20 protein-coding genes and 6 pseudogenes are annotated in these 24,672 nt (G+C 55.5%); 21 read left to right on the top strand and 5 right to left on the bottom strand.

The window, feature by feature from the left end; genetic code table 11:
• The first annotated feature begins 3 nt into the window (after window positions 1-3).
• The 7 genes and pseudogenes from livF to ugpQ all read left to right on the top strand — a co-directional run bounded on the left by livF (window position 4) and on the right by ugpQ (window position 7,229).
• Window positions 4-705, top strand: coding sequence for a high-affinity branched-chain amino acid ABC transporter ATP-binding protein LivF (gene livF, locus O1V66_RS16130; protein ID WP_045049748.1), 702 nt, complete (start codon window positions 4-6; stop codon window positions 703-705).
• Window positions 706-869: 164 nt separating this feature from the next.
• Window positions 870-2,057: an aminotransferase-like domain-containing protein gene (locus O1V66_RS16125; protein ID WP_045049747.1), complete on the top strand. Its 1,188-nt coding sequence runs from the start codon at window positions 870-872 to the stop codon at window positions 2,055-2,057.
• A gap of 216 nt (window positions 2,058-2,273) precedes the next feature.
• A complete protein-coding gene (gene ugpB, locus O1V66_RS16120; RefSeq protein ID WP_045049746.1) occupies window positions 2,274-3,587 on the top strand; it encodes a sn-glycerol-3-phosphate ABC transporter substrate-binding protein UgpB in 1,314 nt (437 codons plus the stop codon).
• A 73-nt stretch (window positions 3,588-3,660) separates the two neighbouring features.
• Window positions 3,661-4,548, top strand: a complete 888-nt coding sequence (gene ugpA / locus O1V66_RS16115; protein ID WP_045049745.1) for a sn-glycerol-3-phosphate ABC transporter permease UgpA — start codon at window positions 3,661-3,663, stop codon at window positions 4,546-4,548.
• A complete protein-coding gene (ugpE, locus tag O1V66_RS16110) occupies window positions 4,545-5,390 on the top strand; it encodes a sn-glycerol-3-phosphate ABC transporter permease UgpE (RefSeq protein WP_045049744.1) in 846 nt (281 codons plus the stop codon). The genes ugpA and ugpE overlap by 4 nt, the downstream gene beginning before the upstream one ends.
• A gap of 21 nt (window positions 5,391-5,411) precedes the next feature.
• Window positions 5,412-6,484, top strand: a pseudogene (locus O1V66_RS16105) (sn-glycerol-3-phosphate import ATP-binding protein UgpC).
• A gap of 2 nt (window positions 6,485-6,486) precedes the next feature.
• A pseudogene (ugpQ, locus tag O1V66_RS16100) lies at window positions 6,487-7,229 on the top strand (glycerophosphodiester phosphodiesterase).
• A 42-nt stretch (window positions 7,230-7,271) separates the two neighbouring features.
• Here the strand turns inward: ugpQ and O1V66_RS16095 are convergent.
• Complete coding sequence (locus tag O1V66_RS16095; RefSeq protein WP_269127906.1) at window positions 7,272-7,460, bottom strand: hypothetical protein; 189 nt, start codon at window positions 7,458-7,460, stop codon at window positions 7,272-7,274.
• A gap of 210 nt (window positions 7,461-7,670) precedes the next feature.
• Window positions 7,671-8,561, bottom strand: a complete 891-nt coding sequence (locus tag O1V66_RS16090) for a LysR family transcriptional regulator (RefSeq protein WP_045049740.1) — start codon at window positions 8,559-8,561, stop codon at window positions 7,671-7,673.
• Between the two features lie 135 nt (window positions 8,562-8,696).
• Between O1V66_RS16090 and O1V66_RS16080 the strand changes: the two are divergent.
• Window positions 8,697-9,922: pseudogene (locus O1V66_RS16080) on the top strand (MFS transporter).
• A 39-nt stretch (window positions 9,923-9,961) separates the two neighbouring features.
• Here the strand turns inward: O1V66_RS16080 and metR are convergent.
• Complete coding sequence (metR, locus tag O1V66_RS16075; RefSeq protein ID WP_045049738.1) at window positions 9,962-10,900, bottom strand: HTH-type transcriptional regulator MetR; 939 nt, start codon at window positions 10,898-10,900, stop codon at window positions 9,962-9,964.
• 397 nt (window positions 10,901-11,297) lie between these two features.
• Between metR and budC the strand changes: the two genes are divergently transcribed.
• Window positions 11,298-12,062 carry a meso-2,3-butanediol dehydrogenase gene (gene budC, locus O1V66_RS16070; RefSeq protein WP_045049737.1) on the top strand — a complete coding sequence of 255 codons (765 nt, stop codon included), beginning with the start codon at window positions 11,298-11,300 and terminating at the stop codon, window positions 12,060-12,062.
• 94 nt (window positions 12,063-12,156) lie between these two features.
• Here the strand turns inward: budC and O1V66_RS16065 are convergent.
• Window positions 12,157-12,982, bottom strand: a pseudogene (locus O1V66_RS16065) (dienelactone hydrolase family protein).
• 424 nt (window positions 12,983-13,406) lie between these two features.
• Between O1V66_RS16065 and udp the strand changes: the two are divergent.
• The 11 genes and pseudogenes from udp to tatD all read left to right on the top strand — a co-directional run bounded on the left by udp (window position 13,407) and on the right by tatD (window position 23,192).
• Window positions 13,407-14,168, top strand: coding sequence for a uridine phosphorylase (gene udp / locus O1V66_RS16060; RefSeq protein ID WP_045049735.1), 762 nt, complete (start codon window positions 13,407-13,409; stop codon window positions 14,166-14,168).
• Between the two features lie 195 nt (window positions 14,169-14,363).
• A complete protein-coding gene (locus O1V66_RS16055; protein ID WP_045049734.1) occupies window positions 14,364-15,146 on the top strand; it encodes a tyrosine-protein phosphatase in 783 nt (260 codons plus the stop codon).
• A gap of 90 nt (window positions 15,147-15,236) precedes the next feature.
• Window positions 15,237-15,764, top strand: a complete 528-nt coding sequence (locus O1V66_RS16050; RefSeq protein ID WP_045049733.1) for a DedA family protein — start codon at window positions 15,237-15,239, stop codon at window positions 15,762-15,764.
• A gap of 147 nt (window positions 15,765-15,911) precedes the next feature.
• Window positions 15,912-17,396 carry a DNA recombination protein RmuC gene (rmuC, locus tag O1V66_RS16045; RefSeq protein WP_045049732.1) on the top strand — a complete coding sequence of 495 codons (1,485 nt, stop codon included), beginning with the start codon at window positions 15,912-15,914 and terminating at the stop codon, window positions 17,394-17,396.
• Window positions 17,397-17,519: 123 nt separating this feature from the next.
• On the top strand, window positions 17,520-18,293 hold the full coding sequence (gene ubiE, locus O1V66_RS16040; protein WP_045049731.1) for a bifunctional demethylmenaquinone methyltransferase/2-methoxy-6-polyprenyl-1,4-benzoquinol methylase UbiE: 774 nt from the start codon (window positions 17,520-17,522) through the stop codon (window positions 18,291-18,293).
• A gap of 13 nt (window positions 18,294-18,306) precedes the next feature.
• Window positions 18,307-18,918, top strand: coding sequence for a ubiquinone biosynthesis protein UbiJ (ubiJ, locus tag O1V66_RS16035; RefSeq protein ID WP_045049816.1), 612 nt, complete (start codon window positions 18,307-18,309; stop codon window positions 18,916-18,918).
• Window positions 18,915-20,555, top strand: a complete 1,641-nt coding sequence (ubiB, locus tag O1V66_RS16030) for a ubiquinone biosynthesis regulatory protein kinase UbiB (RefSeq protein ID WP_045049730.1) — start codon at window positions 18,915-18,917, stop codon at window positions 20,553-20,555. The genes ubiJ and ubiB overlap by 4 nt, the downstream gene beginning before the upstream one ends.
• A 78-nt stretch (window positions 20,556-20,633) precedes the next feature.
• Entirely contained in the window at window positions 20,634-20,903 is a 270-nt protein-coding gene (gene tatA, locus O1V66_RS16025) for a Sec-independent protein translocase subunit TatA (protein ID WP_045049729.1), read from the top strand.
• 3 nt (window positions 20,904-20,906) lie between these two features.
• Window positions 20,907-21,494, top strand: a complete 588-nt coding sequence (gene tatB, locus O1V66_RS16020) for a Sec-independent protein translocase protein TatB (RefSeq protein ID WP_269127903.1) — start codon at window positions 20,907-20,909, stop codon at window positions 21,492-21,494.
• 78 nt (window positions 21,495-21,572) lie between these two features.
• The gene (gene tatC, locus O1V66_RS16015; protein ID WP_045049727.1) at window positions 21,573-22,340 is read left to right on the top strand and encodes a Sec-independent protein translocase subunit TatC; all 768 of its coding nucleotides are present in this window, start codon (window positions 21,573-21,575) and stop codon (window positions 22,338-22,340) included.
• 59 nt (window positions 22,341-22,399) lie between these two features.
• A pseudogene (tatD, locus tag O1V66_RS16010) lies at window positions 22,400-23,192 on the top strand (3'-5' ssDNA/RNA exonuclease TatD).
• 23 nt (window positions 23,193-23,215) lie between these two features.
• On the opposite strand, the pseudogene rfaH reads toward tatD, so the two are convergent.
• A pseudogene (rfaH, locus tag O1V66_RS16005) lies at window positions 23,216-23,703 on the bottom strand (transcription/translation regulatory transformer protein RfaH).
• Between the two features lie 148 nt (window positions 23,704-23,851).
• Here rfaH and pepE point away from each other — a divergent pair.
• Window positions 23,852-24,577 carry a dipeptidase PepE gene (gene pepE, locus O1V66_RS16000; RefSeq protein ID WP_045049724.1) on the top strand — a complete coding sequence of 242 codons (726 nt, stop codon included), beginning with the start codon at window positions 23,852-23,854 and terminating at the stop codon, window positions 24,575-24,577.
• The last annotated feature ends 95 nt before the right edge of the window (window positions 24,578-24,672 follow it).

Raw genomic sequence — 24,672 nt, 5'->3', positions numbered from 1 at the left:
GCGATGTTGTCATTTAATCAGGTATCGGCCCAGTACGGCAAAATTCAGGCACTGCATCAGGTCAGTTTACATATCGACCAGGGCGAAATCGTTACTCTCATCGGGGCCAATGGCGCGGGTAAAACCACGCTGCTGGGTTCGCTTTGCGGCGAACCGCGTGCTTCGCAGGGCAGCATCGTCTTTGAAGGACAAGACATTACGCACTGGCCGACGGCCAAAATCATGCGCGGCGACATCGCCATCGTGCCCGAAGGACGCCGCGTATTTTCGCGTATGACGGTGGAGGAGAATCTGGCAATGGGCGGATTCTTCGCCGCCCGCGACCTGTTTCAGCAGCGCCTCGAGCGAGTGTTTACCCTGTTTCCGCGGCTGAAAGAACGCAGGGCGCAACGTTCGGGCACCATGTCCGGCGGCGAGCAGCAGATGCTGGCCATCGGCCGTGCATTGATGAGTCAGCCGCGTCTGCTGCTGCTGGATGAACCCTCGCTCGGGTTGGCACCTATCATCATTCAGCAGATTTTCGACACTATCCAGTTGCTGCGCGAAGAGGGCATGACCATCTTTCTGGTCGAGCAAAACGCCAATCAGGCGCTGAAACTGGCAGATCGCGGTTATGTGCTCGAGAACGGTCACGTGGTGCTGGAGGACACGGGGGCGGCGCTGCTGGCCAACGAAGCGGTGCGCGCGGCGTATCTCGGGGCCTGAAAACGCCCGATGCATAAAATGCGTTAATTCCACCACAAACTGTGTTAAATCTAATAAAACCGCACGGCAGGCGCCTGGCGGTCTTTTTTTTACGATAAATTGCTTTATCTATAAATTAGCTTTTCTTACATTCTAAAAATTTCGCACACTACCGGGAAGAAGAAATGAACACAGAAGGTTTGCTCGCCACGCGCATGGCCAGGCTGAAAAGCTCGGCTATCAGGGAATTGCTGAAACAAAGTCAAATGGAAGGCGTGATTTCACTGGCGGGAGGCATTCCTTCCTCAGCCCTTTTCGACTTTGAAGGGCTGGCGCAGGCGACGCAGAAGGCGATTACCGAAAAGCCGGAGCTGGCGTTTCAATACGGCCTGACCGAAGGCAGCTATGGCCTGCGTGCACGTATCGTCGAACTTTGCGAGACGCGCGGCATTCACGCGACGCCGGAAGATGTCGTGGTCACCGCCGGTTCCCAGCAGGCGCTGGATCTGGTGATGCGCGCCGTCGTTAATCCCGACGACGTATTCGTGGTTGAGCGTCCTACCTATCTGGCGGCGCTGCAAACGCTGGAACTGGCCGAGGCAAATCTGCTGTCCGTGGGCTCCGACGGTGACGGCATGAAAGTCGACGAACTGGCCGAGATGCTGAAAACGCGCAAAATCAAAGGCGTTTACGTGGTTCCGACCTTCGGCAACCCGAGCGGTGTGACGTTGAGCCAGGCTCGCCGTGAGCAGCTGGTCAAACTGGCCGCCGAGCATCAGTTCCTGATTGTTGAAGACGACCCGTATGGCGAAATCCGCTTTACCGATGAGCGTCTGCCGACGCTGTATGCGTTGTCCAAGTCGCTCTATGGCCATGCCGACAACATCATCTATACCTCGACCTTCTCCAAGATTCTGGCACCGGGCCTGCGTCTCGGCTGGGTTATCATGCCGCAATGGCTGCTGAACAAAGTAGCGATCATCAAGCAGGCGGCCGACCTGCACGCCAGTTCGCTGTCGCAGACCGTGGCCGAATACTATCTGGGTCTGGGCCGTCTGGACCAGCAGATTGAGACCATCCGCGCCGCCTACAAGAAGAAGTGCGCCGTGCTGGCCGAACTGCTGGAGCGTGAACTGGGCCACGTGCTGACCTTCGAATATCCAAAAGGCGGCATGTTCCTGTGGGCGCGTTTCCGCGAGCCGCGCAACTGCACCGAGTGGATGAAAGAGACGCTCAAGCAGGGTGTGGTCTTTGTGCCGGGCGAGTTCTTCTATGCCGATAATCCGGATCACTCGACCTTCCGTATTTCGTTCGCCACCGCGACCGAAGCGCAGTTGCACGAGGCCGTTGCCCGTCTGAAACGCGCACTGTAAGTTTATTGCCGTCACATTAAAGGGTGCATCGCGAAGGCGTTGCGCCCTTTTTTGCCATCATATCGTCATGCGCGTTTCATGCTGCTGTCACGCCATCGTCATTTAACGGTTATTTTTCTGTCATTTAGCCGTGTCATGTTACCTCCCGAATAAAAAAGTTATTTCACTTCCAAACTTTCACTGCGACAGCTCCCCCGCAGAATTCAGGAGACAGGCATGTTTATTACTTTACAGAAATCGGCGCTTTGCGCGGCACTGATGCTGGCTTTCAGCGCGAATGCACTGGCCGTCACGGAAATCCCTTTCTGGCACTCGATGGACGGCGAACTGGGCAAAGAGGTTAACTCTCTGGCCGACCGCTTCAACCAGTCGCATTCCGACGTGAAAATCGTGCCGGTGTATAAAGGTAAATATGACCAGAACCTGGCGGCGGGCATTGCAGCGTATCGCACCGGCAATGCACCGGCGATTTTGCAGGTCTATGAAGTCGGCACCGCGACCATGATGGCGAGCAAGGCAATCAAGCCCGTGTACCAGGTATTTGCCGATGCGGGTCTGAAAGAAGACGTTTCCCAGTTTGTACCGACCGTGGCGGGCTATTACTCCGACTCGCAGGGCCGCCTGTTGTCACAGCCGTTCAACAGCTCCACGCCGGTGCTGTATTACAACAAGGACGCGTTTAAAAAAGCCGGTTTGAACCCCGACCAGCCGCCGAAGACCTGGCAGGAGCTGGAGCAGGATACCGCCAAACTCAAAGCCGCGGGCATGAAGTGTGGCTACGCCAGCGGCTGGCAGGGCTGGATCCAGATTGAAAACTTCAGCGCCTGGCACGGCCTGCCGGTCGCCACCAAAAACAACGGCTTCGACGGCACCGATGCAGAACTGGAGTTCAACAAGCCCGAGCAAATCAAACACATCCAATTCCTTGAAGACATGAACAAGAAAGGGGAATTCACCTATTTCGGCCGACAGGATGAATCTACCGCCAAGTTCTATAACGGCGATTGCGCCATCACCACGGCATCCTCCGGTTCACTGGCCGATATTCGCCAGCATGCCAAATTCGAATACGGCGTCGGGATGATGCCATTCGATGCCGACAACAAGAACGCGCCACAAAATGCCATTATCGGCGGCGCGAGTCTGTGGGTGATGAAAGGCAAGGATGACGCCACCTACAAGGGCGTAGCCGAATTCCTGCAATTCCTGACCACGCCGGAAATTGCCGCCGAATGGCACCAGAAAACCGGTTATCTTCCGGTCACGACCGCCGCGTATGATTTAACCAAGCAGCAAGGTTTCTATGACAAGAATCCGGGGTCGGACGTCGCCACGCGTCAGATGATGAACAAGCCGCCATTGCCTTTCACCAAGGGAATGCGTCTGGGCAACATGCCGCAGATTCGCACGATTGTCGATGAAGAGCTGGAAGGCGTGTGGAGCGGTCAGAAGAGCGCCAAGCAGGCGCTGGACGAATCCGTACAGCGCGGCAATCTGCTGCTGCGTCGCTTTGAAGCTTCCGTGAAATAATGCTCTCCGTGACCGGGCAGGGCGTCGCGCGCTGCGCCGGTCATCCGTTTTCCGGTTCTGACGAGTTATTCCTATGAGTTCTCACCGTCCCGGATTTCGCTGCAGCTGGTTGCCTTATGCGCTGGTTTTGCCGCAACTGCTTATTACCGCGATCTTTTTTCTCTGGCCCGCCGGTCAGGCGCTGTGGTATTCGGTGCAGACGATGGATCCGTTCGGCGTTTCCAGCACTTTTGCCGGCCTGAGCAATTTTCGGCAGCTGTTTGCGGATCCCTACTATCTCGCGTCGTTTTATACCACGCTGAAATTCAGCGCATTGGTGGCGTTTTTTGGTCTGGCTATCTCCCTGCTGCTTGCCGCGATGGTTGACCACGTGATCCGCGCCAGTCGCCTTTATCAGACTCTGTTAATTTTGCCTTACGCCGTGGCGCCCGCCGTGGCCGCCGTGCTGTGGATGTTTCTGTTCAGCCCCGGCCTCGGGCTCATCACCCATTTTCTCGCCATACTCGGCTACAGCTGGAACCATGCGCAAAACAGCGGGCAGGCGATGTTTCTCGTGGTGCTGGCCTCAATCTGGCAGCAGGTAAGCTACAACTTCCTGTTCTTTCTGGCCGCGTTGCAGTCGATTCCCCGATCGCTTGTGGAAGCCGCCGCCATTGACGGTGCCGGGCCAATCCGCCGGTTCTTCAATCTGGTGCTGCCGCTGATTTCGCCGGTCAGCTTTTTCCTGCTGGTGGTGAATCTGGTTTACGCCTTCTTCGATACCTTCCCGGTGATAGATGCCGCGACGCAGGGCGGCCCGGTTCAGGCGACCACCACGCTGATTTACAAGGTTTATCGCGAAGGATTTACCGGTCTGGATCTTTCAAGCTCCGCCGCGCAGTCCGTGGTGCTGATGGTGATGGTCATCGCGCTGACATTTATTCAATTCCGCTTTATCGAGCGTAAGGTGCGCTACCAATGATTGAAAATCGAAGAGGGCTGGATATTTTCTGTCACGCCGTGCTGATTACTGGCGTGCTGATGGTGCTGTTCCCGCTGTATGTGGCGTTTGTCGCCGCGACGCTGGACAACAAACAGATTTTTGACGTGCCGATGACGCTGGTGCCGGGTGGCCATCTGTTCGACAACATCCGCGCTATCTGGACGCAGGGCGCAGGCGGCAACAGCCCGGCGTTTGGTCCCTTGCTGCTGAACAGTTTCATCATGGCGCTGGCCATTACCGTCGGCAAGATTTCCATCTTGATGCTGTCGGCCTACGCGATTGTCTATTTCCGTTTCCCGCTGCGTAACCTGTTCTTCTGGCTGATTTTTATCACCCTGATGCTGCCGGTCGAGGTGCGTATTTTTCCAACCGTCCAGGTGATTGCCAATCTGCATCTGCTCGACAGCTACACCGGCCTCACTCTGCCGTTGATGGCTTCGGCGACCGCGACCTTTCTGTTCCGTCAGTTCTTTATGACGCTGCCGGATGAACTGCTGGAGGCCGCGCGTATTGACGGCGCAGGCGCGATGCGCTTCTTCTGGGACATCGTGCTGCCGCTGTCGAAAACCAATCTGGCGGCGCTGTTTGTCATCACTTTTATCTACGGCTGGAACCAGTATCTGTGGCCGATTCTTGTCACAAGCGATGCCTCGATGGGCACGGCGGTGGCGGGCATCAAAAGCATGATCTCGTCGGGCGATGGCTCGACCCAGTGGAATCAGGTGATGGCGGCGATGATTCTGACGTTACTGCCGCCCCTGGCCGTCGTACTGCTCATGCAGCGCTGGTTTGTGCGCGGCCTGGTAGACAGTGAAAAATGATCAACATGGCAGACAATCAGCATGGCTAATTTAAAATTACAGGCAGTGACCAAGTCCTACGATGGACAGAATCAAATCATTAAAAGCATCGATCTGGATGTCGCCGACGGCGAGTTTATCGTGATGGTCGGGCCTTCCGGCTGTGGAAAATCGACGCTGTTGCGCATGGTGGCCGGGCTTGAGCGCACCACTCAGGGCGACATTTATATCGATGACGTGCGCGTGACGGAGCTGGAGCCCAAAGATCGCGGCATCGCGATGGTGTTTCAGAACTACGCGCTTTACCCGCACATGAGCGTCTATGACAACATGGCGTATGGCCTGAAGATTCGGGGATTCGGCAAGGCGCAGATTCAGGCGCGCGTAGAAGAAGCCGCACGTATTCTCGAGCTGGGCCCGTTGTTGAAGCGCAAGCCGCGCGAGCTTTCCGGCGGTCAGCGCCAGCGGGTCGCGATGGGGCGTGCAATCGTGCGTGAACCGGCGGTCTTCCTGTTTGATGAACCGCTCTCCAACCTCGACGCCAAGCTGCGGGTGCAGATGCGCCTTGAGCTGCAACAGTTGCATCGCCGACTGCGCACCACCAGCTTGTATGTTACGCACGATCAGGTCGAGGCGATGACGCTGGCCGAGCGCGTTATCGTCATGAACAAAGACGTTGCCGAGCAGATTGGCACGCCGTCGGAGGTGTATCAGCGTCCGGCCAGCCTGTTTGTCGCAAGCTTTATCGGTTCGCCAGCCATGAACCTGCTGCCGGGGCAACTCTCGACCGACGGCACCTCGCTGGTCATGGAAGGTGGCTACGAACTGCCGCTGCCCGTCGCCAGACCCGAGTGGGGCGGGCGCGAATTGACGCTGGGCATTCGCCCTGAACATATTCAACTTACCGACGACGCAACGCGCGGCGTGGCGCTCGAACTGAAAACGCTCGAACTGCTGGGTGCCGACAATCTGGCGTACGGCGTCTGGGCCGGTAGCGGCGTTGTGGTCAGGCTCTCCCATGAAAATTGTCCCGCCGTTGGCAGCTATTTACGTTTGGTTTTGCCTGCGCACGCGCTACACTTTTTGATTCTAAAAGCGGATTACGGATGGAATGAACATGACAGCCTGGCCTTATCCACGCATTGTGGCCCATCGCGGCGGCGGTTCGCTGGCCCCTGAAAATACGCTGGCGGCGATTGATACCGGCGCGCGACTGGGTCACAGCATGATAGAATTTGACGTCAAACTGGCGCAGGGTGGCGAAATCTTTCTGCTGCACGACGACACGCTAAACCGCACCAGCAACGGGTGGGGCGTCGCGGGCGACTTAAGCTGGGACAAGCTGGTTCAGCTTGATGCCGGAAGCTGGTACGGCGCGGCCTTCAACGGTGAAAAACTGCCGCTGCTCTCCGAGGTCGCGGCGCGCTGCGCGCAATATCATCTGATGGCAAACATCGAGATCAAGGGCACCACCGGTCTGGCCTATGAAACCGGCGAACAGGTGGCGCTGGCGGCACGGGCGCTGTGGAAGGACATGGCGGTTCCGCCGCTGCTCTCTTCCTTTGACGTCGCCTCGCTGGAGGCCGCGCAGGCGGCAGCCCCGAGTTGCCACGCGGGTTACTGCTGGGTAAATGGGATGAAAACTGGCAGGCGCTGACCACGCGTCTTGGCTGCGTCTCGCTGCATATCCATCATAAAGAATTAAACGAACAGCGCGTAAACAGCCTCAAGCAGGCCGGTTTACGCATTCTGGTGTACACCGTGAACAGCCCCGAACGCGCGCAGCTGCTGCTGAACTGGGGCGTGGATTGCATCTGCACCGATCGCATCGATCTTATCGGTCCGGATTTTGGGGTCTGATCTCTCTCCTTGACCCTGAGTCGGCGGCTCGGGGTCTGTTCATCACGGCATTTGTCTTAACTTCTGCTGTTGCTGCTGGTTATTTTTGTTGAGCTGATTTTGCTGCAAACGCTGCTGGTCGTTGAGCGACTGCGCGCGAAGACGCTGCTGTTGCTGCTGCTGGCTAAAGCGCTGATCCTGTTCCAGCTGGCGCTGATGCAGTTGCTGACCGCTCTGCATGCGCTGCTGCATCCGCTCCTGCGAAGGATTGTTCAGTAACTGCTGCTGCCTTTCGATGGGCGTTTGGGGGGCGCGGCCAGTGTACTCGCGCTACTGAGCGCAATGCCGAGAGCCAGAATTAAGGCTTGAGCTGTTTTCATGAATGTCACTCCTGCGGAAGGTTTCCTGCTTTAAGTCTACTTCATCCGTGAAGGTTCGGGGCCTTTTTCAGCCCGCCCCTGATCATTGGCCATTTAACGGGTTTTCGGCAAAATATTCCGCAAGATAGTCAATAAATGCCCGAAGTTTGGGGGTAACGTGTTTACTTGCGGGCCACAAGGCCCAATAGCCGTTCCCGGCGGCAGGTTGATGGGCTAGCACCTGCGTCAACGTGCCCTCCAGCAATGCCTGGCGCACCTGATACTCGGGCAGACAGGCGATGCCCAACCCGTTTAATGCGGCGTCGATGATGACCCGATTGGTGTTGCAGACCATCGCTGCGGGCAGTTCGGCCGCATCGTTGACGCCTGTCCAGGCCTCGATTCGCCCCGTGCCGGGATATTTATGCAACAGACAGGCATGCTGCGCCAAATCGGCCGGCTGCTGCGGCACGGTTCTCTGCGAAAGATAGGACGGGGCGGCGACCACCACGCGCTGATAACCGCCAAGAAAGCGCGATTTCAGGCGCGAGTCGAGCGGCGTGCCGGTGCGAATGACCGCATCAAACCCTTCCTCGATGATGTCTACCATGCGGTCGGTCATATCGATATCCAGCATGATGTCGGGATATCGGCGCATAAATCCGCTGACCAGCGGCAGGACAATCACATCGACCAGCGGCAAACTGATCTTGAGTTGGCCCTGCGGCGCGCGATGGCTTTCCAGCAGCTCACGCTCGGCGCTTTCGACTTCGGCAAGAATGCGGCGACATCGCTCAAGGTAGTGCGCGCCCTCGGTCGTCAGCGTAATGCTGCGGGTGCTGCGATAAAACAGTTGCGCCGACAAACGCGACTCGAGACGGGCAATGCTTTTCCCGACCGCAGACGAGGAAACGCCCCGCTGCTTTGCCGTTTCAGAGAAGCTGCGCGTTTCTGCGACCTGCACGAAAATTTCGATACCGCTAAGTTTGCCCATGACCTGAATTTCCAATTAAAGACATTTTTGTCCGCTATGTTCAGAATTCTAGCCTATTTTTCTTTTATGTCGTTGCCTATATCCTGCGTGCCAGGCTGAGCAAGGTATTCAGCCCTCTTATTACAGGAAAAAAGCATGTCACAATCTTTATCGTCCGAAAGCACAGTTTCGTCGTCTCCATCTGCGCTTTCGACCTATTCTCCCGCGCGTCTTTTGCAGACGGCGTGGCTCGTCGTTGCCGTCTTTATGCTCTCCAATGCGCCCACGCCTTTGTATATTCATTGGAAACAGCAGTTTGGTTTTACTTCGGGCACCATGACGCTGATTTTTGCCTGTTATATTCTGGCGCTGGTCATTACTCTGCTGGTAGCCGGTCAGCTTGCCGATCGTCTGGGCAGAAAAAAGTGATTATCCCGGGACTGATGGCCTCGCTTCTGGCGTGCGTCTGCTTTATCACCGCCGATTCGGTTTATGCGCTGCTGGTTGCGCGATTTCTGACGGGGATTGCGGTCGGGATTACCGTGACTGCCAGCATGGCGGCGGTCGTCGATGCCGGAGGGGAAAGCCGTAAACGTCAGGCGGCGCTGGTGGCATCTATCGCGATGGTGACGGGCGCAGGGCTTGGGCCTGTCATGAGTGGGGCTATCGTGCGTTTTGTGCCGCATCCGGTATTGACCGTGTTTGCCGTGGAACTCATCGTGCAGTTAAGCGCAATGCTGATTGCGCTGCGCCTGCCTGCCACGCCAACGCGTGTTTTGACGCCGCGTCCGTTACGTTTGCCGACCCTCGCACGCGCGAATATTTTTCATCTGCTGCTCGGCATCTTGTTCTTCGCGCCCGGACTGACCTCGACCTCGCTGATGCTCTCGCTGGGCCCGGTCTTACTGAATAACTATTCTGCGCTTGGCAGCCCGGTTGTCGCCGGTATCATGGCCTGTCTGATGTTTGCGGTCGCGGTAGGTACGCAGCTTTTGTGTCGCCAGTTACCGATTGCCCGGATATTCTCCCTGAGCGGTGCGGCGCTGCTGGTCACTATGCTGGCTGTGGTTATGACGCTGCATGGTGGAGGCGTGAAGACTATCTTTCTTGCCGCGCTGGCTGCCGGGGCGGCGCAGGGGCTGGGGCAGTTGGGCGGATTGACCTTGTTGTCGCTCAATATCGCCGCCGACAGGCGTGCGGAAGCCAATGCCCTGCTCAATATCGGCGCCTATATTCCGGCGGGATTGCTGCCCGTGGCGACAGGTTATCTGATTGATATTACAGGCATGACCTTAAGCTTTACCCTGCTGGCGGCGACGTTGACCGCGATCTGCGTCTTCGCGCTCGGCCTGCTGTTTTCACAGCGAAAAGTCAGTCTGTAAATGCCGGAGGGCGCGCGCCATTGCGTGCTAAAAAAGCTATCAAGACAATGACTTGGCCGCCGTTGCGACGCCCGGACGCGAGGCGTCGCGCACAAACGGCAGATGATCGCAGGCATGTTGCCGTGCCGAACGGATAAAGGCTTCGGTTACCGCCTGACGCTGCTCGCCATCGCGCACTGCGGCGTACAGGCGACTCCACAGGCCGTCGCCCAGCGTTTTCGTCACCACCAGTCCCTGCTTCTCGAAACTCTCCACGACCCAGTGCGGCAGGGCGGCTATCCCCATACGCGCCGACACCATCTGTATCAGCAACAACGTGTTGTCTACGCTTTTCAGCGCAGGACTGACGCCCGCCGGTTGCAGAAAATGACGCCAGATATCCAGACGTTGGCGCTGCACCGGATAGATCATCAGGATCTCGCTGCTCAGGTCTTCCGGCGTAATAACGGCTTTCGAGGCCAGCGGATGATCCGGCGCAAGCACCAGTCTCACCTCGAAATCAAACATCGGCGAATAATGCAGACCGCTGCGCGGCAGAATGTCGGAGGTCAGCACCAGATCCAGCTCACCTTGTTGCAGCGCAGGCTGCGGGTCAAAGGTGACGCCGGATTTAAAGTCCATCAGCACCTGTGGCCAGGTCTGGTGAAAGGCGTTCAGCGCAGGAGTCAGCCACTGAATACAGCTATGACATTCGATGGCGATGCGCAGAGACGTTTGTTGCGGCTCATGACACGCCTGTAAAGCCTGCTGAATCTGGGGCAGGACCTGTTCGGCGAGTTGAAGCATGATTTCACCCTGCGGCGTGAAGCGCAGCGGCTGGCTTTTACGCACAAACAGTCTGAAACCAAGACGCTGCTCGAGATCGCTGAACTGATGCGACAGGGCAGATTGTGTCTGGTGCAGCTGTGCCGCTGCGGCAGCAAGTGAGCCGGTGTTATGCAGAGCTTGCAGCGTCCGCAGGTGTTTCAGTTCGATCATGAGAGTCCTTCACTGTCGCTGTGAATAATGTGCGCGTAGGAAGGATACAGTACCTGCGGATTATGGATGTGTAAACATCTGGACGGCCAAATGAGGGTTTAAAGATGACGATAATTCATCTTCATTGAATTTTCTGCCGGGGAAATTGCCGCAGGCTCTCAATAAAAGCCCGTCGGCGCTCTGTTTGATGACGATGCAGATTTCTGGCACGTATACCTGGCCATTCAAATTTTGTAACCTCTTTGCCACTCCTCCTGCTGCCCCGCCATGCCTTGCCCGAGAGCCGTTGCTGCGGCCGTTTTTCAGTTTGTCGCCTCGACTTTGCGCTATTTTGACTAGGCTTAAGACAGTGAAAACGGTTTGGACCGACAATTTCAGTCACTGTAAGGAGACAAAGATGAGCCGATTTAAAGATAAAGTGGTCGTGGTGACAGGTGCAGGTTCGGGTATGGGTGCCGCCACCGCACGTCGTTTCTCGAAAGAGGGCGCGATTGTTGTGCTGGTCGGGCGTACCGAAATCAAGTTGGCCAAGGTTGCCAATACGCTTGAATCCACCAACTATTATGTTCACGTCGCAGATATGTCGAATCCACAGGACGTAGAGCGTCTGGCAGAAGTCGTACTGGACAAGTTTGGCCGCGTCGACGTGCTGGTGAATAACGCCGGTGTTGCAGTTCAGGGGCAAGTCAATGAGGCAAGCATCGAAGACTGGAAAAAAGTCTTTGATATCGACGTGAGCGGCGTGTTTTACGCCACGCGTTTCTTCATCGAGGCCCTGAAGAAAAGCAAAGGGAATATCGTCAATGTGTCGTCCGTGTCGGGCCTCGGCGGCGACTGGGGCATGAGCTTCTATAATGCGGCGAAAGGCGCGGTGAGCAACTTTACCCGATCGCTTGCGATGGACCACGGTGCCGACGGCGTGCGTGTGAATGCCGTCTGTCCTAGCCTGACCATTACGGATATGGCCGAAGACATCAAGAATAACGAAGCGTTACTGGCGAAATTTGCCGAGCGAATTCCGCTGGGCCGTGCCGCCGAGCCGGAAGAGATTGCCGATGTTATTGCGTTTCTGGCAAGTGATGACGCGCGCTTTGTGACGGGTGTCAACCTGCCGGTCGATGGCGGTCTTAGCGCCTCCAATGGTCAGCCGCGTCAGGCTTGATACGTAAATCGGGGTGAATCCCGATTTTGATAGCGCCACAGAAAACAAAAAGCCCCGCCGGTGTTTGCCTGCGGGGCTTTTTTATAGAGGGGCTTTATTTCACGCCGTATTTCGCAAACCATGCCAGCATGCGTTGCCAGCCATCGGCGGCGGCTTCGGCATTGTAGCTTGGGCGATAATCGGCATTGAACGCATGGCCTGCCTCGGGATACACCACGATATCGGCGTTGGCATTCGCCGCGCGAATCGCCTGACGCATGCTCTCGATGGACTCCTGCGGGATCCCTGTATCCTGCCCGCCGTAAAGACCCAGCACCGGCGCTGTCAGATCTACTGCTTCATCAACCGGATGCGTCGGGGTTGCCAGCGTCTTGTTGCCCACCAGCTTGCCATACCAGGCCACACCGGCTTTCAACTGCGGGCTGTGCGCGGCATACAGCCAGGCAATTCGCCCCCCAGCAGAAACCGGTGATCGCCAGTTTGGTCGCGTCCCCGCCGTGCTGCGCCGCCCAGTGCGCCGTATGGTCGAGGTCGGCCAGCACCTGCTGGTCAGGCACCTTGCTGACCAGTTTTTCCAGCAGTTCGCCGATGTCGTTGTAATCGGAAGGATCGCCCTGACGGAAATAGAGTTCCGGCGCGATGGCGAGATAGCCCTCTTTGGCCAGACGACGGCAGAGGTCACGAATATGCTCGTGCACGCCGAAAATCTCCTGCACCACTAAAACCACAGGCAGCTTGCCCGTGTAGTCGGCCGGGCGGGCCAGATAGGCGGGCAGATTCTCCCCTTGCGAAGGAATAGTCGTCTCGCCCGCATGCAGACCTTCGGTATCGGTATGCACGGTACTGGCAGAGACAGGTGTAACGGCAGGAGAGAAACTGTCAGGGGCTTGTTTTAATTCGAGTAGGTTATCTTTCTTCATTGCAGTCTCCATGCAGGGTAAGTACTTTTCTTGTCAGTAAGAAAGACTCGAGAGTAGGTAACGGGAAAAATTTATTTTAAAACTATAAGCCAAATAGTCATCACATCAACCACCATAGCCTGTCACTCAGTCGGGACCTATGTAAAAAATGCTGACCCGCGTAAAAAATAACCGTTTTGTCGGGCGTACAATGAAATTCAGCGGCTTAAAGGGCATTTTTGGTACGCATTTGTGTGATTTTAATCACAATAATTATGCAATTAATGGTAATTGTAGTGTTGCTTAGCGATTGCGTTCACAAAATTAACTCACAATGAACGATAGAGTAAGGGAATAGACAGTCTGTTCCGTTTTGTCCGAAAAGTTATCGGGCGAACGCGTTTCAAGACAAATCGACAATGACCGAATTAAAAGGAGTTCAATGATGTCTCAGTCCGACGTTTTTCATCTTGGCCTGACAAAAAGCAGCTTGCAGGGCGCGACGCTGGCGATTGTTCCCGGCGACCCCGAGCGGGTCGAGAAGATAGCGAGACTGATGGACAATCCGGTCCGCCTGGCTTCCCATCGTGAATTTACCTCCTGGCGCGCAGAGCTGGACGGCAAGGCCGTGATCGTCTGTTCAACGGGTATTGGCGGGCCTTCGACGTCTATCGCCGTGGAAGAGCTGGCGCAGCTCGGGATCCGCACCTTCCTGCGGATCGGCACCACGGGCGCTATCCAGCCACATATCAATGTCGGCGATGTGCTGGTCACCACCGCCGCCGTGCGTCTTGATGGCGCGAGCCTGCATTTTGCGCCTATGGAGTTCCCGGCGGTCGCCGATTTTGCCTGTACCACCGCGCTGGTAGAAGCCTCGAAAGCCGTAGGCGCCAACATTCATATCGGCGTGACGGCTTCTTCCGACACTTTCTATCCGGGGCAGGAGCGTTACGACACCTATTCCGGCCGCGTGGTTCGCCGCTTCAAGGCGTCGATGCAGGAATGGCAGGAGATGGGCGTGATGAACTATGAAATGGAGTCCGCTACGCTGCTGACCATGTGTGCCAGTCAAGGTCTTCGCGCCGGCATGGTGGCGGGCGTCATCGTCAACCGCACCCAGCAGGAGATCCCGAATGCCGAAACCATGAAGCAGACGGAAAGCCATGCGGTGAAAATTGTCGTGGAAGCCGCGCGTCGTCTGATTTAATCCTGATTTTTTCCTGAAATATTCGTGTCATGTTCATGAGTTATTTCTGAAGTCACCAGGATGACAACCTGAGTATGCACAGAAACGGGTCGCCAGTGAGGCGGCCCTTTTTTATCTTCGGGATGCTATCTGTTATGGTCGTAGAACGAATTTATGGCGACGGCTCGCCAGACACCCTATTTGCAAAGAGGCACTATGACGGCAACGATTTTACTTCATCCTTCTCTCATGCCTCTTGAAGGCGGCATCAATTTTCGCGATCTCGGCGGCAACACGGTGGCCGATGGCCGTCGTATCAAGCGCGGGTGGCTTTATCGTTCAGGCGCGCTCGACACCCTGACCGAACAGGATCAACAGTTTCTGAGCGCCATTCCGGTAAAGCATATTCTCGACTACCGCGATGCCGACGAGGTTGCGGCCAAGCCGGATATCCTGTGGCCCGGTTGCGAATATCATAATGTACCGGCGAATCCGTTGAGCAACGAGGTCAACGCCAATCTGGAAAGACTGACGGCGGAAACCCTCGCCGCGTTTGATCCCCAGGCATTCATGTTGAAGCTTTATCAAAAATTGCCGTTCGACAACGCCGCCTACCGCAAGCTTGCCAGTCTGCTTGGCCAGCCGAATGGAGGCGCACTGGTGCAGCACTGTGCCGTGGGCAAAGACCGCACGGGCATGGGGTCGCTGATTATTCTGCTGGCGCTCGGCGCAGACTGGAACACCATAAAGGAAGATTACCTGCTGACCGAAACGACGCTGGCAGGCTTTCGTGAAAACATGCTCGACAGACTGTCCATCACGCTCCCGCCCGAAGCGCTGGAAAAATTCGCCTATGTGCTTTCCGTGCAGGAGCTGTTTATCGATACGGCGCTACAGGCCATTGTCGATACCTACGGCACCACGGACAACTGGCTGGAAAAAGAGTACGGCATCGATGCGCAAATGCGCGAAGCTTTACGCGATCGTTATCTGGAATAACGGCTTCGTTAAGCTAAGGTTGTCCTGGTTTGGTTTTAAATGTCTGTAAAAGACAAAACCTTTTTTGATAGTCAACGAGGGCACTTTTCATTGAGCATTAACGAAGTGATTCATTACGTGACGGAGTTTGTCCGTCAGCATCAGGCATGGGCCGCCCCCATCGTGTTCTTTCTGGCCTTTGGCGAGTCGCTGGCGTTTCTTTCTTTGCTGCTGCCAGCCACCGTGATTCTGCTGGGGCTTGGCGCACTGATTGGCGAGGCCGGGATTCCGTTCTGGCCGATTTTTGCGGGCGCGGCGCTGGGCGGCTTTTTCGGCGACTGGCTCTCTTACTGGATTGGCGCGCATTACAGCGACAGGGTTCCGCACATCTGGCCTTTCAGGCGTCATCCCCAGATGCTCGAACGCGGACACGCCTTCTTCGACCGCTGGGGTATGCCGGGTGCGTTTATCGGGCGTTTCTTCGGCCCGTTACGCGCCGTCGTGCCTTTGGTCGCCGGTATTTGCGGCATGCCGCAGCGCTATTTCCAGTTGGCGAACGCCTCCTCGGCGCTGGTCTGGGCTTTCGGCATTCTTGCGCCCGGCGCCTTTGGCATCAAATGGTTGAGCCAGTTTTTTTAAATTTTCGCGGCGACTGAAAATCAGGCAAGCAGTGACCGTTTTTCTGGAAGACGTCTCGCAAAGTGTGGGCGCGATTTAAAAGCATCTGGACATCCATACAGCATGCCTTTACCTTGACTCACAGAGACGTATTCAGAGGAAAAACCGGTGGATTTCAGCATACTTTACGCGGTAGGTGCAGCCCTTGTCGGCCTTTTACTGGGTTGGCTGATTGCCAGTCTGCGCCAGCAGCAGGTTCAGGCCGACCATGACACCCGCTATAAATTGCTGGAACAGGCACAACGCCAGCTCACCGTCGAAAAAGAGACATTGCAGCGCGAAATCCAGCTCGCCAGACAGCAGCAGCGCGACGGCGAAATCGAGTTGAGAAAGCTGCACAGTGCACAGGCCGCAAGCGGTGAAAAGTTGCAGCTTCTGGCGCACTGGCAAAGTGAGTGTGAACAACTGAATCAGGAGTTGCGGGCTCAGCGTGAAATCAATAGCTCGCAGGAAGCCGAGTTGCGTGAAGTCTCGACCCGGCTTGATGAAACACGGATGGCCGCCGAAGAAAAGCAGCGGCTGCTCATCAACAGTGAGCAGCGGCTCAACAGCCAGTTCGAAAACCTCGCCAATCGCATTTTCGAACAGACCGGTCGCCGTGCCGACGAACAGAACAAGCAAAGCATGGACAAACTGCTGTTGCCGCTGCGCGAGCAGCTTGACGGTTTTCGTCGGCAGGTTCAGGACAGCTTTGGGCAGGAAGCGCGCGAGCGCCATACGCTGACCCACGAGATCCGCAGTCTGCAACAGCTCAATGCGCAGATGGCGCGTGAGGCGCTGAACCTGACCCGTGCACTCAAAGGCGACAACAAGACGCAGGGCAACTGGGGCGAAGTGGTGCTGAGCCGCGTGCTCGAAGCTTCGGGCCTGCGCGAAGGCTATGAATATCAAACCCAGGTCAGTGTGCAAACGGAAAACAACAGCCGCATGCAGCCCGACGTGGTGGTGCGTCTGCCGCAGAGTAAAGACGTGGTTATCGATGCCAAAATGTCGCTGGTCGCCTACGAGCGGTATTTCAACGGGGAAGACGACCTCGAGCGCGAATCGGCGCTGAGTGAACATATTACCTCCATCCGCGGTCATATACGTTTGCTGGGCCGCAAGGACTACCAGCAACTGCCCGGCTTGCGCAGTCTTGATTATGTGCTGATGTTTATTCCGGTAGAACCGGCGTTTCTGGTCGCTATCGACCGCGAACCCGAGCTTATCAGCGAGGCGCTCAATCACAACATCATGCTGGTCAGCCCAACCACGCTGCTGGTGGCGCTGCGTACCATCAGCAATCTCTGGCGCTATGAGCATCAAAGCCAGAATGCCAAGCAAATAGCCGACCGCGCCGCGCGACTCTACGACAAACTCAGACTCTTTGTCGACGACATGCAGTCGATGGGGCAAAGCCTTGATAAGGCGCAGACAAGTTATCGACTCGCGATGAACAAACTTTCTCAGGGCCGTGGTAATCTTGTCGGCCAGGTCGAAGGCTTCAGGGCGATGGGTGTCGAGGTCAAAAGGCCTATCAGTCCGGCTCTTGCCGAGCAGGCCAGCGCCGAAGACGATCCCGAGTTTCAGACTTCGCTCGACGACCTGGGTTAATGAGTGAACGATAATTCCACGGCTTGATCACCGCGTGCGGCGCAAATCGCATCGGAGATGGGGCTTTCCTCGGGGTTCTGATACACTTTCCCCAGGCGATATACTGATTAAGCAGGCAGAAACATGGAAAAGCAGACGCAGGAAAATGTAGATTCTCAAGAAACTACACACTTTGGATTTCGTACCGTAGCCAAAAACAACAAAGCAGAGATGGTCGCTGAAGTCTTTCACTCTGTGGCCGCGAAATATGATCTGATGAATGACCTGATGTCATTCGGTATTCATCGTATCTGGAAGCGTTATGCTATCGACTGCAGCGGCGTGCGCCGTGGGCAGCGCGTGCTGGATCTGGCCGGCGGGACCGGCGATCTGACCGCCAAGTTTTCCCGTCTGGTGGGAGAGCAGGGCGAAGTGGTGCTGGCCGACATCAACGATTCAATGTTGAAGATGGGCCGCGAGAAACTGCGTAACAACGGAATTGTCGGCAACGTGAGCTATGTGCAGGCCAACGCCGAAGCCTTGCCGTTCCCCGACAACTATTTTGACTGCATTACCATCTCCTTTGGTCTTCGCAACGTGACCGAAAAAGAGAAGGCCCTGCGTTCAATGTTCCGCGTGTTGAAGCCGGGTGGCCGTTTGCTGGTGCTCGAGTTCTCCAAGCCGCTGATCGCACCGTTGAGCAAGGCATACGACACCTATTCCTTCCACATCCTGCCGCGAATCGGCGAGCTGGTGGCACAAGATGCTGAAAGCTACCGCTATCTGGCTGAATCCATCCGTATGCATCCCGATCAGGAAACACTGAAAGGCATGATGGGCGATGCAGGCTTCGAGAACGTGACTTACAGCAACCTCACCGGCGGCATTGTCGCGCTGCACCGAGGTTTCAAGTTCTGATATGGAAATGCCGATGTTGTTAACTCCGTTATTGACTGCCGCCATCGAAACCGCCCTTAATCACCTGTTGTTTAAGGATCGCAGTATGAAAGCCGCAAGGCTGCGACTGGCGGGCAAAGTTTTACGTATTGAGCTACAGGAACTGAGTTCACCGCTGACGCTAATCTTTAGTGAACAAAAAGTCGATGTAGTCGGGCAGTGGGACGGCGCGGCAGACTGTACCGTTATCTCGCGCCTCTCAACCCTGCGAAAACTGCGTGACCGCCAGCAGCTGGCACCGCTAATCCGCAGCGGCGAACTCAACGTCGAAGGCGACATTCAGGTGGTGCAGCAGTTTTCGGCCCTGATGGATATGTCCGAATGGGAACCGGCCGAATTGCTGGCTCCCTACCTTGGCGATATCGCTGCGCAAGGTATCAGTCAGGCCATCAGCGGCGGCTTCCGCTTTCTGACGGCGGGCGTCAAAAAACATCAGGGTCAGGTTGCCCAGGTCATTACCGAAGAGTGGAAACTCGCTCCGGGTGCGCTTGAAGCCGCCTGGTTCAGCGATGAAGTTTCCGCTCTTGAGCAGCAGGCCAATGCGCTGGAAGCGCGCTTAAACAAACTACTGGGAGGGAATCGATGACTCCAGGTGAAATGCGTCGCCTGTATCTGATTATTCGGGTATTTCTCACTTACGGCCTTGATGAACTTATTCCCAGAATCAAACTGACTCTGCCGCTGAGACTCGGGCGTCATCTGTTTTTCTGGGTGCCTTTTCGTCATAAAGACAAACAGCTTGGCACGCGTCTGCGTCTTGCACTCGAAGAGCTGGGTCCCGTCTGGATAAAGTTTGGTCAGATGCTGTCGACCCGCCGCGACCTGTTTCCACCGGTTGTCGCCGATCAGCTTGCGTTGTTGCAGGACCACGTTGCACCTTTCGATGGCGCGCTGGCCCGTAAACATATCGAATTGGCGCTCGGTGGCCCCATCGAGACCTGGTTTGACGATTTCGACCAGAATGCGCTGGCTTCGGCGTCCATTGCACAGGTGCACACCGCTGTTCTGAAAGAGAACGGCAAAAAAGTGGTGCTCAAGGTAATTCGTCCCGACATCATGCCGATTATCAAGGCCGATACTCGCCTTATGGCGCGTCTGGCGGGCTGGGTGTCGAAATGGCTGCCCGACGGCCGTCGTCTTCGTCCGCGTGAAGTGGTACGTGAATACGAAAAGACGCTGCTGGATGAACTGAACCTGCTGCGTGAAGCGGCAAACGCCATTCAGCTGCGCAGAAACTTTGAAAACAGCCCTGTGCTGTATGTTCCTGAAGTGTATCCTGATTACTGCCGCGAACGTCTTCTGGTCATGGAGCGCATCTACGGCATTCCTATCTCGGACGTCGCAGCGCTTGAAAAGCAGGGTACCAACATGAAAGTGTTGGCCGAACGCGGTGTGCAGGTATTCTTCACTCAGGTCTTTCGCGACAGCTTCTTCCATGCCGACATGCATCCGGGTAACATTTTTGTCAGTTATGAAACACCGGAAGATCCTTGCTACATCGCTATCGATTGCGGCATAGTTGGATCGCTTAACAAAGAAGACAAACGTTATCTGGCCGAGAACTTTATTGCCTTCTTCAACCGCGATTATCGCAAGGTTGCCGAATTGCATGTCGATTCCGGCTGGGTGCCGCGCGATACCAACGTCGAAGAGTTCGAGTTCGCCATTCGTACCGTTTGTGAACCCATTTTCGAAAAGCCGCTGGCAGAAATCTCCTTTGGTAACGTATTGTTGAATCTGTTCAATACCGCCAGACGCTTCAACATGCAGGTTCAGCCGCAGCTGGTGCTGTTGCAGAAGACGCTGTTGTACGTCGAAGGTCTCGGCAGACAACTCTATCCACAGCTTGATCTCTGGACGACCGCAAAACCGTTCCTGGAAAGCTGGATCAAGGACCAGATTGGATTACCGGCTATGGTTCGTGCCTTTAAAGAGCGCGCACCGTTCTGGATTGAAAAACTGCCCGAGCTACCCGAACTGGTCTACGACAGCCTCAAGCAGCAGCAACTGATGTCCTACAATCTCGAAAAATTGACCCAGCAGTTAGAGAAACAGTCTACCCGCGAAGGTCAGTCCCAGTACCTTCTTGGCGTGGGAGCAACCTTGTTGATTGGCGGTACGGTGCTGATGCTGGGCAAGGTCGAGGTATACCCCGTATGGCTGATGGCCGCGGGTCTGGTCGCCTGGATTGTCGGATGGAAACGAACCAGCAAGACCGAGTAAGTGTTTATAATTCTTATAAATTGTAATTATGCGTCGTATAACGGCAACGATTAATTCTTGTTTATCGAGGTAAATACCATGGGTGCATTTAGTCTTACGCACTGGCTCGTCATTGCGGTAATCGTGGTGCTGCTGTTTGGTACCAAAAAGCTGCGTGGTCTGGGCAGCGATCTTGGCGCTTCCATCAAAGGCTTCAAAAAAGCCATGAATGACGATGATAAAACCAAGACGCATACACCAACTGAAACAACCGGGTCTGATGCAGAGTTTACGGCCAAGTCTCTCGAAGGCACCAAGCCGGAAATCAAAGCAGAAGAAACTAAGAGTCAAAACAAAGAGCAGGTATAAGCCGTGTTTGACATTGGGTTTAGTGAACTGTTGCTGGTATTCGTGATTGGTCTGGTCGTACTCGGACCCGAGCGTCTACCCGTTGCGGTAAGAAGTGTGGCGGGCTGGATCCGTACACTCCGTGCGATGGCCGCATCGGTACAAAACGAGCTGAATCAGGAGCTGAAACTGCAGGAATTGCAAGACAGCCTGAAGAAGGCGGAAGAAGCCGGTCTGAAGAATCTGTCGCCTGAAATCAAATCTTCCATCGATGATTTGAAAGAGGCGGCGTCTTCAATGAAGCGCTCGATTCACGAGAATCTGAGCCCTGCCGATCAGGCGATTGCCGACGCGCAAGACGGAAACACCATTCATAATCCTGTGCTGAAAGATCCCGAAGCACATTACGATGAAGGGATTTCGCCAGCCTCGGCCGATCACCAGTCGGGTTCACCTGCGGCGAAACCGGCCAGTGAACCGGCCATTGATCTCGCGAAGGCGCAGCCTGTCGACGTCGAAAATGCAGCTGCGGTTACGCTTGATAAACCACAGACTGTCGACCTGGCTAAACCGCAGAAACGTCGCGTCAGCACCTGCGACCAAACCGGTTGAACATGCCAGCGCTGGCGCTCAAAGCCCGTCTGCGCCCCAGCCTGCTCCTTCTTCACAAACCACGGGTGAACGCTAAACATGGCAGTTGAAGATACTCAGCCGCTTATCAGTCATCTGATTGAACTGCGTAAGCGCCTGCTGAATTCCATTATTTGCGTGATTGTAGTGTTTTTGGCACTGGTCTATTTTGCCAATGATATTTACTACCTGGTGTCTGCGCCGCTGATTAAAGTCATGCCTTTGGGCGCGAGCATGATAGCGACAGACGTTGCCTCGCCTTTCTTTACGCCTATCAAGCTGACGATGATCGTTTCGGTATTCGTCTCTGCGCCGTTTATTCTGTATCAGGTGTGGGGCTTCGTTGCGCCTGCACTGTACAAGCATGAACGTCGCCTGATGATGCCATTGCTGTTCTCAAGCTCTGCGCTGTTCTACCTCGGCATGGCGTTTGCGTACTTCATCGTGTTCCCGCTGGCGTTTGCCTTCTTTGCGAAAACGGCACCGGCCGGTGTGCAGATTGCGACGGACATCAACAACTATCTCGACTTTGTCATGGCTATCTTCATGGCGTTCGGGGTGTCGTTCGAGGTGCCTATCGCCATCATTTTGCTGTGCTGGACCGGCGTTACCACGCCTGAAGACTTGCGCAAAAAACGTCCTTATGTGCTGGTGGGGGCCTTTGTGGTCGCCATGCTGCTCACTCCGCCCGACGTATTTTCGCAGACGCTGCTGGCTATTCCGATGTATTGCCTGTTTGAAATCGGCATGTTCTTTGCCCGCTACTATGTCGGCAAAGGGCGTCGTGATGAAGAAGACGAAGCAGACAGCGAGTCTGACGCGTCTTGAGCCGCAAAAAATGATGATTAAAACCGCCTCTCGGGGCGGTTTCTTTTTTGAGAGACAATATGTTTGAAATAGGCCTCAACCTCACCAGCAACCAATTCGACAAAGATCGCGCCGATGTTGTCGAGCGCGCCAGACAGGCGGGCCTCGGCGGTATGCTGATAACCGGTACCTCGCTCGAAGAGAGCAGTGAAGCGCAGCGCCTTGCCGCGCAGTATGCCGATTTTTGCTGGTCAACGGCGGGCGTGCATCCTCATCAGGCCAGTGGCTGGAACAAAGAGGTTGAAGACGCGCTGCGCAAGCTTGCCGCCGAGCCAAAAGTGGTGGCGATAGGCGAATGTGGTCTGGACTTCAACCGCAATTTCTCCACGCCCGAGGATCAGGAAATCGCCTTCAGCGCGCAGTTGGCGCTGGCTGCCGAGCTGGGTTTACCGGTATTTTTGCACTGCCGCGATGCTCATCCGCGTTTCGCGCAGTTGCTCGAACCCTGGCTGCCACGACTTTCAGGTGCCGTGGTTCACTGCTTTACGGGCAGTCGCGAAGAGCTGGAACACTATCTGGCGCTGGGATTGTCGATTGGCATCACCGGCTGGGTATGCGACGAAGCGTCGCGGGCTTGACCTGCGCGAGATGCTACCGTTGATTCCGGTAGACAAGTTGCTGCTGGAAACCGACGCGCCTTATCTGTTGCCAAGAGACATGCCGAACAAGCCGAAGAATCGTCGTAACGAACCTTCATTTCTGCCGCATATCGTCAGTCAGGTCGCGCTGTGGCGTGGCAAGGGAGAATCGGCGGAGTGGCTGGCGAAGGCAACCGACGACAATGCGCGCCGGTTATTTGGACTTGGAGAATAGGAGCGGCAACGCCCGGGGGAGCATTACATTTTCTGGAATTCGGTATTGCAGAGGCTTTGTCTAACCTGTTTGTTGAGCAGATTCAGCAGCAGGTGAGAACGCCGCTCGCCGTCCGGTTCGGTATAGATGGCCTGTAATCCCTCGAATACGCCCTCGGTTATCAACACAAGGTCTCCTTCGTGCGGCGTTTCAGGATCACGAACATCGGTAGGCGGTTGATGAATCAGTTGTTCGATGACATTGGCATTGACCGTGGCGAGCTGGTGTCCAAAACGGACAAAATGGCTAACGCCGCGGGTCGCGCTAATGGTGGTCGTGTGAATTTTTCTGGATCGAATGCGATAAACATATAATTTGGAAACAGAGGTTCATCCGCCATCGTGCGGCGGCCGCGGACCACTTTTTCCAGTTTGATCGTTGGAACCAGACATTGAACGTGTTGACGCTCAAGGTGCTCCTGGGCACGAAGATGTTGACCTCGTTTACAATAGAGTAGATACCAGCTTTCCATATTTTGTTTTCCTCGTGTCTAACTCATTGAGAATAACAAAAGCTTTAAGGGATAAATAGCCACCCGTGAAGCTCGGTCCCCCACTGGGAGGCAAGATTCGGATTAAGCGCTATCTTTCAGCCCGCTAATGTATCACGGAGATAAAGTCATGGAGTTGTTCTTACTGAGTAACGGCAAGCTTTCAAGCGACAGTCAACCACTGGGTTATGCTCACGAGCAGATCAAGGCAATGCTCAAGGCGCGTAACATCGACTCTGCGGTACTCATTCCCTATGCGCTGGTGCGCAGTGACTATGATGAAAAAGCGGCAGAGCTGGCGCAGTCTCTCGGCATCAAGGTCGGCAGCATTCATCATGCAGGCAATCCGGCGGAAGCGGTCGAACAGGCGCAATGCATTCTGGTCAGCGGCGGTAATACCTGGATGCTGAACCAGATGCTGCATGAGAAAAGCCTGATCGTACCGATTCAGCGCGCAGTACGCGAACGTGAAATTCCCTACATCGGCTGGAGCGCGGGCTGCAACGTGGCCACACCAAGCATTCGCACCACTAATGATATGCCGGTGCGCAATTCCGTCGTGCTGCCTGCGCTGGGTCTGTTTCCGGTGCAGATCAATCCGCACTACATCGACGCACACATCAGTGGCCATATGGGTGAGACACGCGACGAACGTATCGCCGAATTCTGTGCGGTGAATCCGAGCGAATCGGTTGTCGCGCTGCGTGAAGGCAGTCTGCTGCATGTTTCCGGCAACGATTTGCGCTATTTCAGCGCCCGAAATGAAGGCTTCAAGGTGTTTCGCCATGCGCATAAAACGCAGGAATATCTTGATACCCAAGCACTTTCTGACCTTGTTCCCTTTAACTGCCTTTAATAAAGTACAAAGTTCGCGCGGCCATTTGGGTTAACATTTTTGAAAAAAGCAGCCATGACGCGCGACAGGCTTTATACTGCCCCCTACATTTGGTG

The organism is Rouxiella chamberiensis (assembly GCF_026967475.1).
Classification (GTDB): Bacteria; Pseudomonadota; Gammaproteobacteria; order Enterobacterales; family Enterobacteriaceae; genus Rouxiella; species Rouxiella chamberiensis.
Note: the sequence above shows the minus strand (reverse complement) of the source record. Positions and strands in the feature narration are given on the sequence as shown.

Excerpts from the sequence above, each read along its gene's own strand:
- livF (WP_045049748.1), top strand. The coding sequence starts at position 4 with ATGTTGTCATTTAATCAGGTATCGGCCCAGTACGGCAAAATTCAGGCA.
- udp (WP_045049735.1), top strand. The coding sequence starts at position 13,407 with ATGTCTCAGTCCGACGTTTTTCATCTTGGCCTGACAAAAAGCAGCTTG.
- budC (WP_045049737.1), top strand. The coding sequence starts at position 11,298 with ATGAGCCGATTTAAAGATAAAGTGGTCGTGGTGACAGGTGCAGGTTCG.
- ubiJ (WP_045049816.1), top strand. The coding sequence starts at position 18,307 with ATGTTGTTAACTCCGTTATTGACTGCCGCCATCGAAACCGCCCTTAAT.
- pepE (WP_045049724.1), top strand. The coding sequence starts at position 23,852 with ATGGAGTTGTTCTTACTGAGTAACGGCAAGCTTTCAAGCGACAGTCAA.
- O1V66_RS16055 (WP_045049734.1), top strand. The coding sequence starts at position 14,364 with ATGACGGCAACGATTTTACTTCATCCTTCTCTCATGCCTCTTGAAGGC.
- ubiE (WP_045049731.1), top strand. The coding sequence starts at position 17,520 with ATGGAAAAGCAGACGCAGGAAAATGTAGATTCTCAAGAAACTACACAC.
- O1V66_RS16095 (WP_269127906.1), bottom strand. The coding sequence starts at position 7,460 with ATGCAGCAGCGCATGCAGAGCGGTCAGCAACTGCATCAGCGCCAGCTG.
- O1V66_RS16125 (WP_045049747.1), top strand. The coding sequence starts at position 870 with ATGAACACAGAAGGTTTGCTCGCCACGCGCATGGCCAGGCTGAAAAGC.
- metR (WP_045049738.1), bottom strand. The coding sequence starts at position 10,900 with ATGATCGAACTGAAACACCTGCGGACGCTGCAAGCTCTGCATAACACC.
- ugpB (WP_045049746.1), top strand. The coding sequence starts at position 2,274 with ATGTTTATTACTTTACAGAAATCGGCGCTTTGCGCGGCACTGATGCTG.
- ugpA (WP_045049745.1), top strand. The coding sequence starts at position 3,661 with ATGAGTTCTCACCGTCCCGGATTTCGCTGCAGCTGGTTGCCTTATGCG.
- tatA (WP_045049729.1), top strand. The coding sequence starts at position 20,634 with ATGGGTGCATTTAGTCTTACGCACTGGCTCGTCATTGCGGTAATCGTG.
- ubiB (WP_045049730.1), top strand. The coding sequence starts at position 18,915 with ATGACTCCAGGTGAAATGCGTCGCCTGTATCTGATTATTCGGGTATTT.
- tatC (WP_045049727.1), top strand. The coding sequence starts at position 21,573 with ATGGCAGTTGAAGATACTCAGCCGCTTATCAGTCATCTGATTGAACTG.
- ugpE (WP_045049744.1), top strand. The coding sequence starts at position 4,545 with ATGATTGAAAATCGAAGAGGGCTGGATATTTTCTGTCACGCCGTGCTG.
- O1V66_RS16090 (WP_045049740.1), bottom strand. The coding sequence starts at position 8,561 with ATGGGCAAACTTAGCGGTATCGAAATTTTCGTGCAGGTCGCAGAAACG.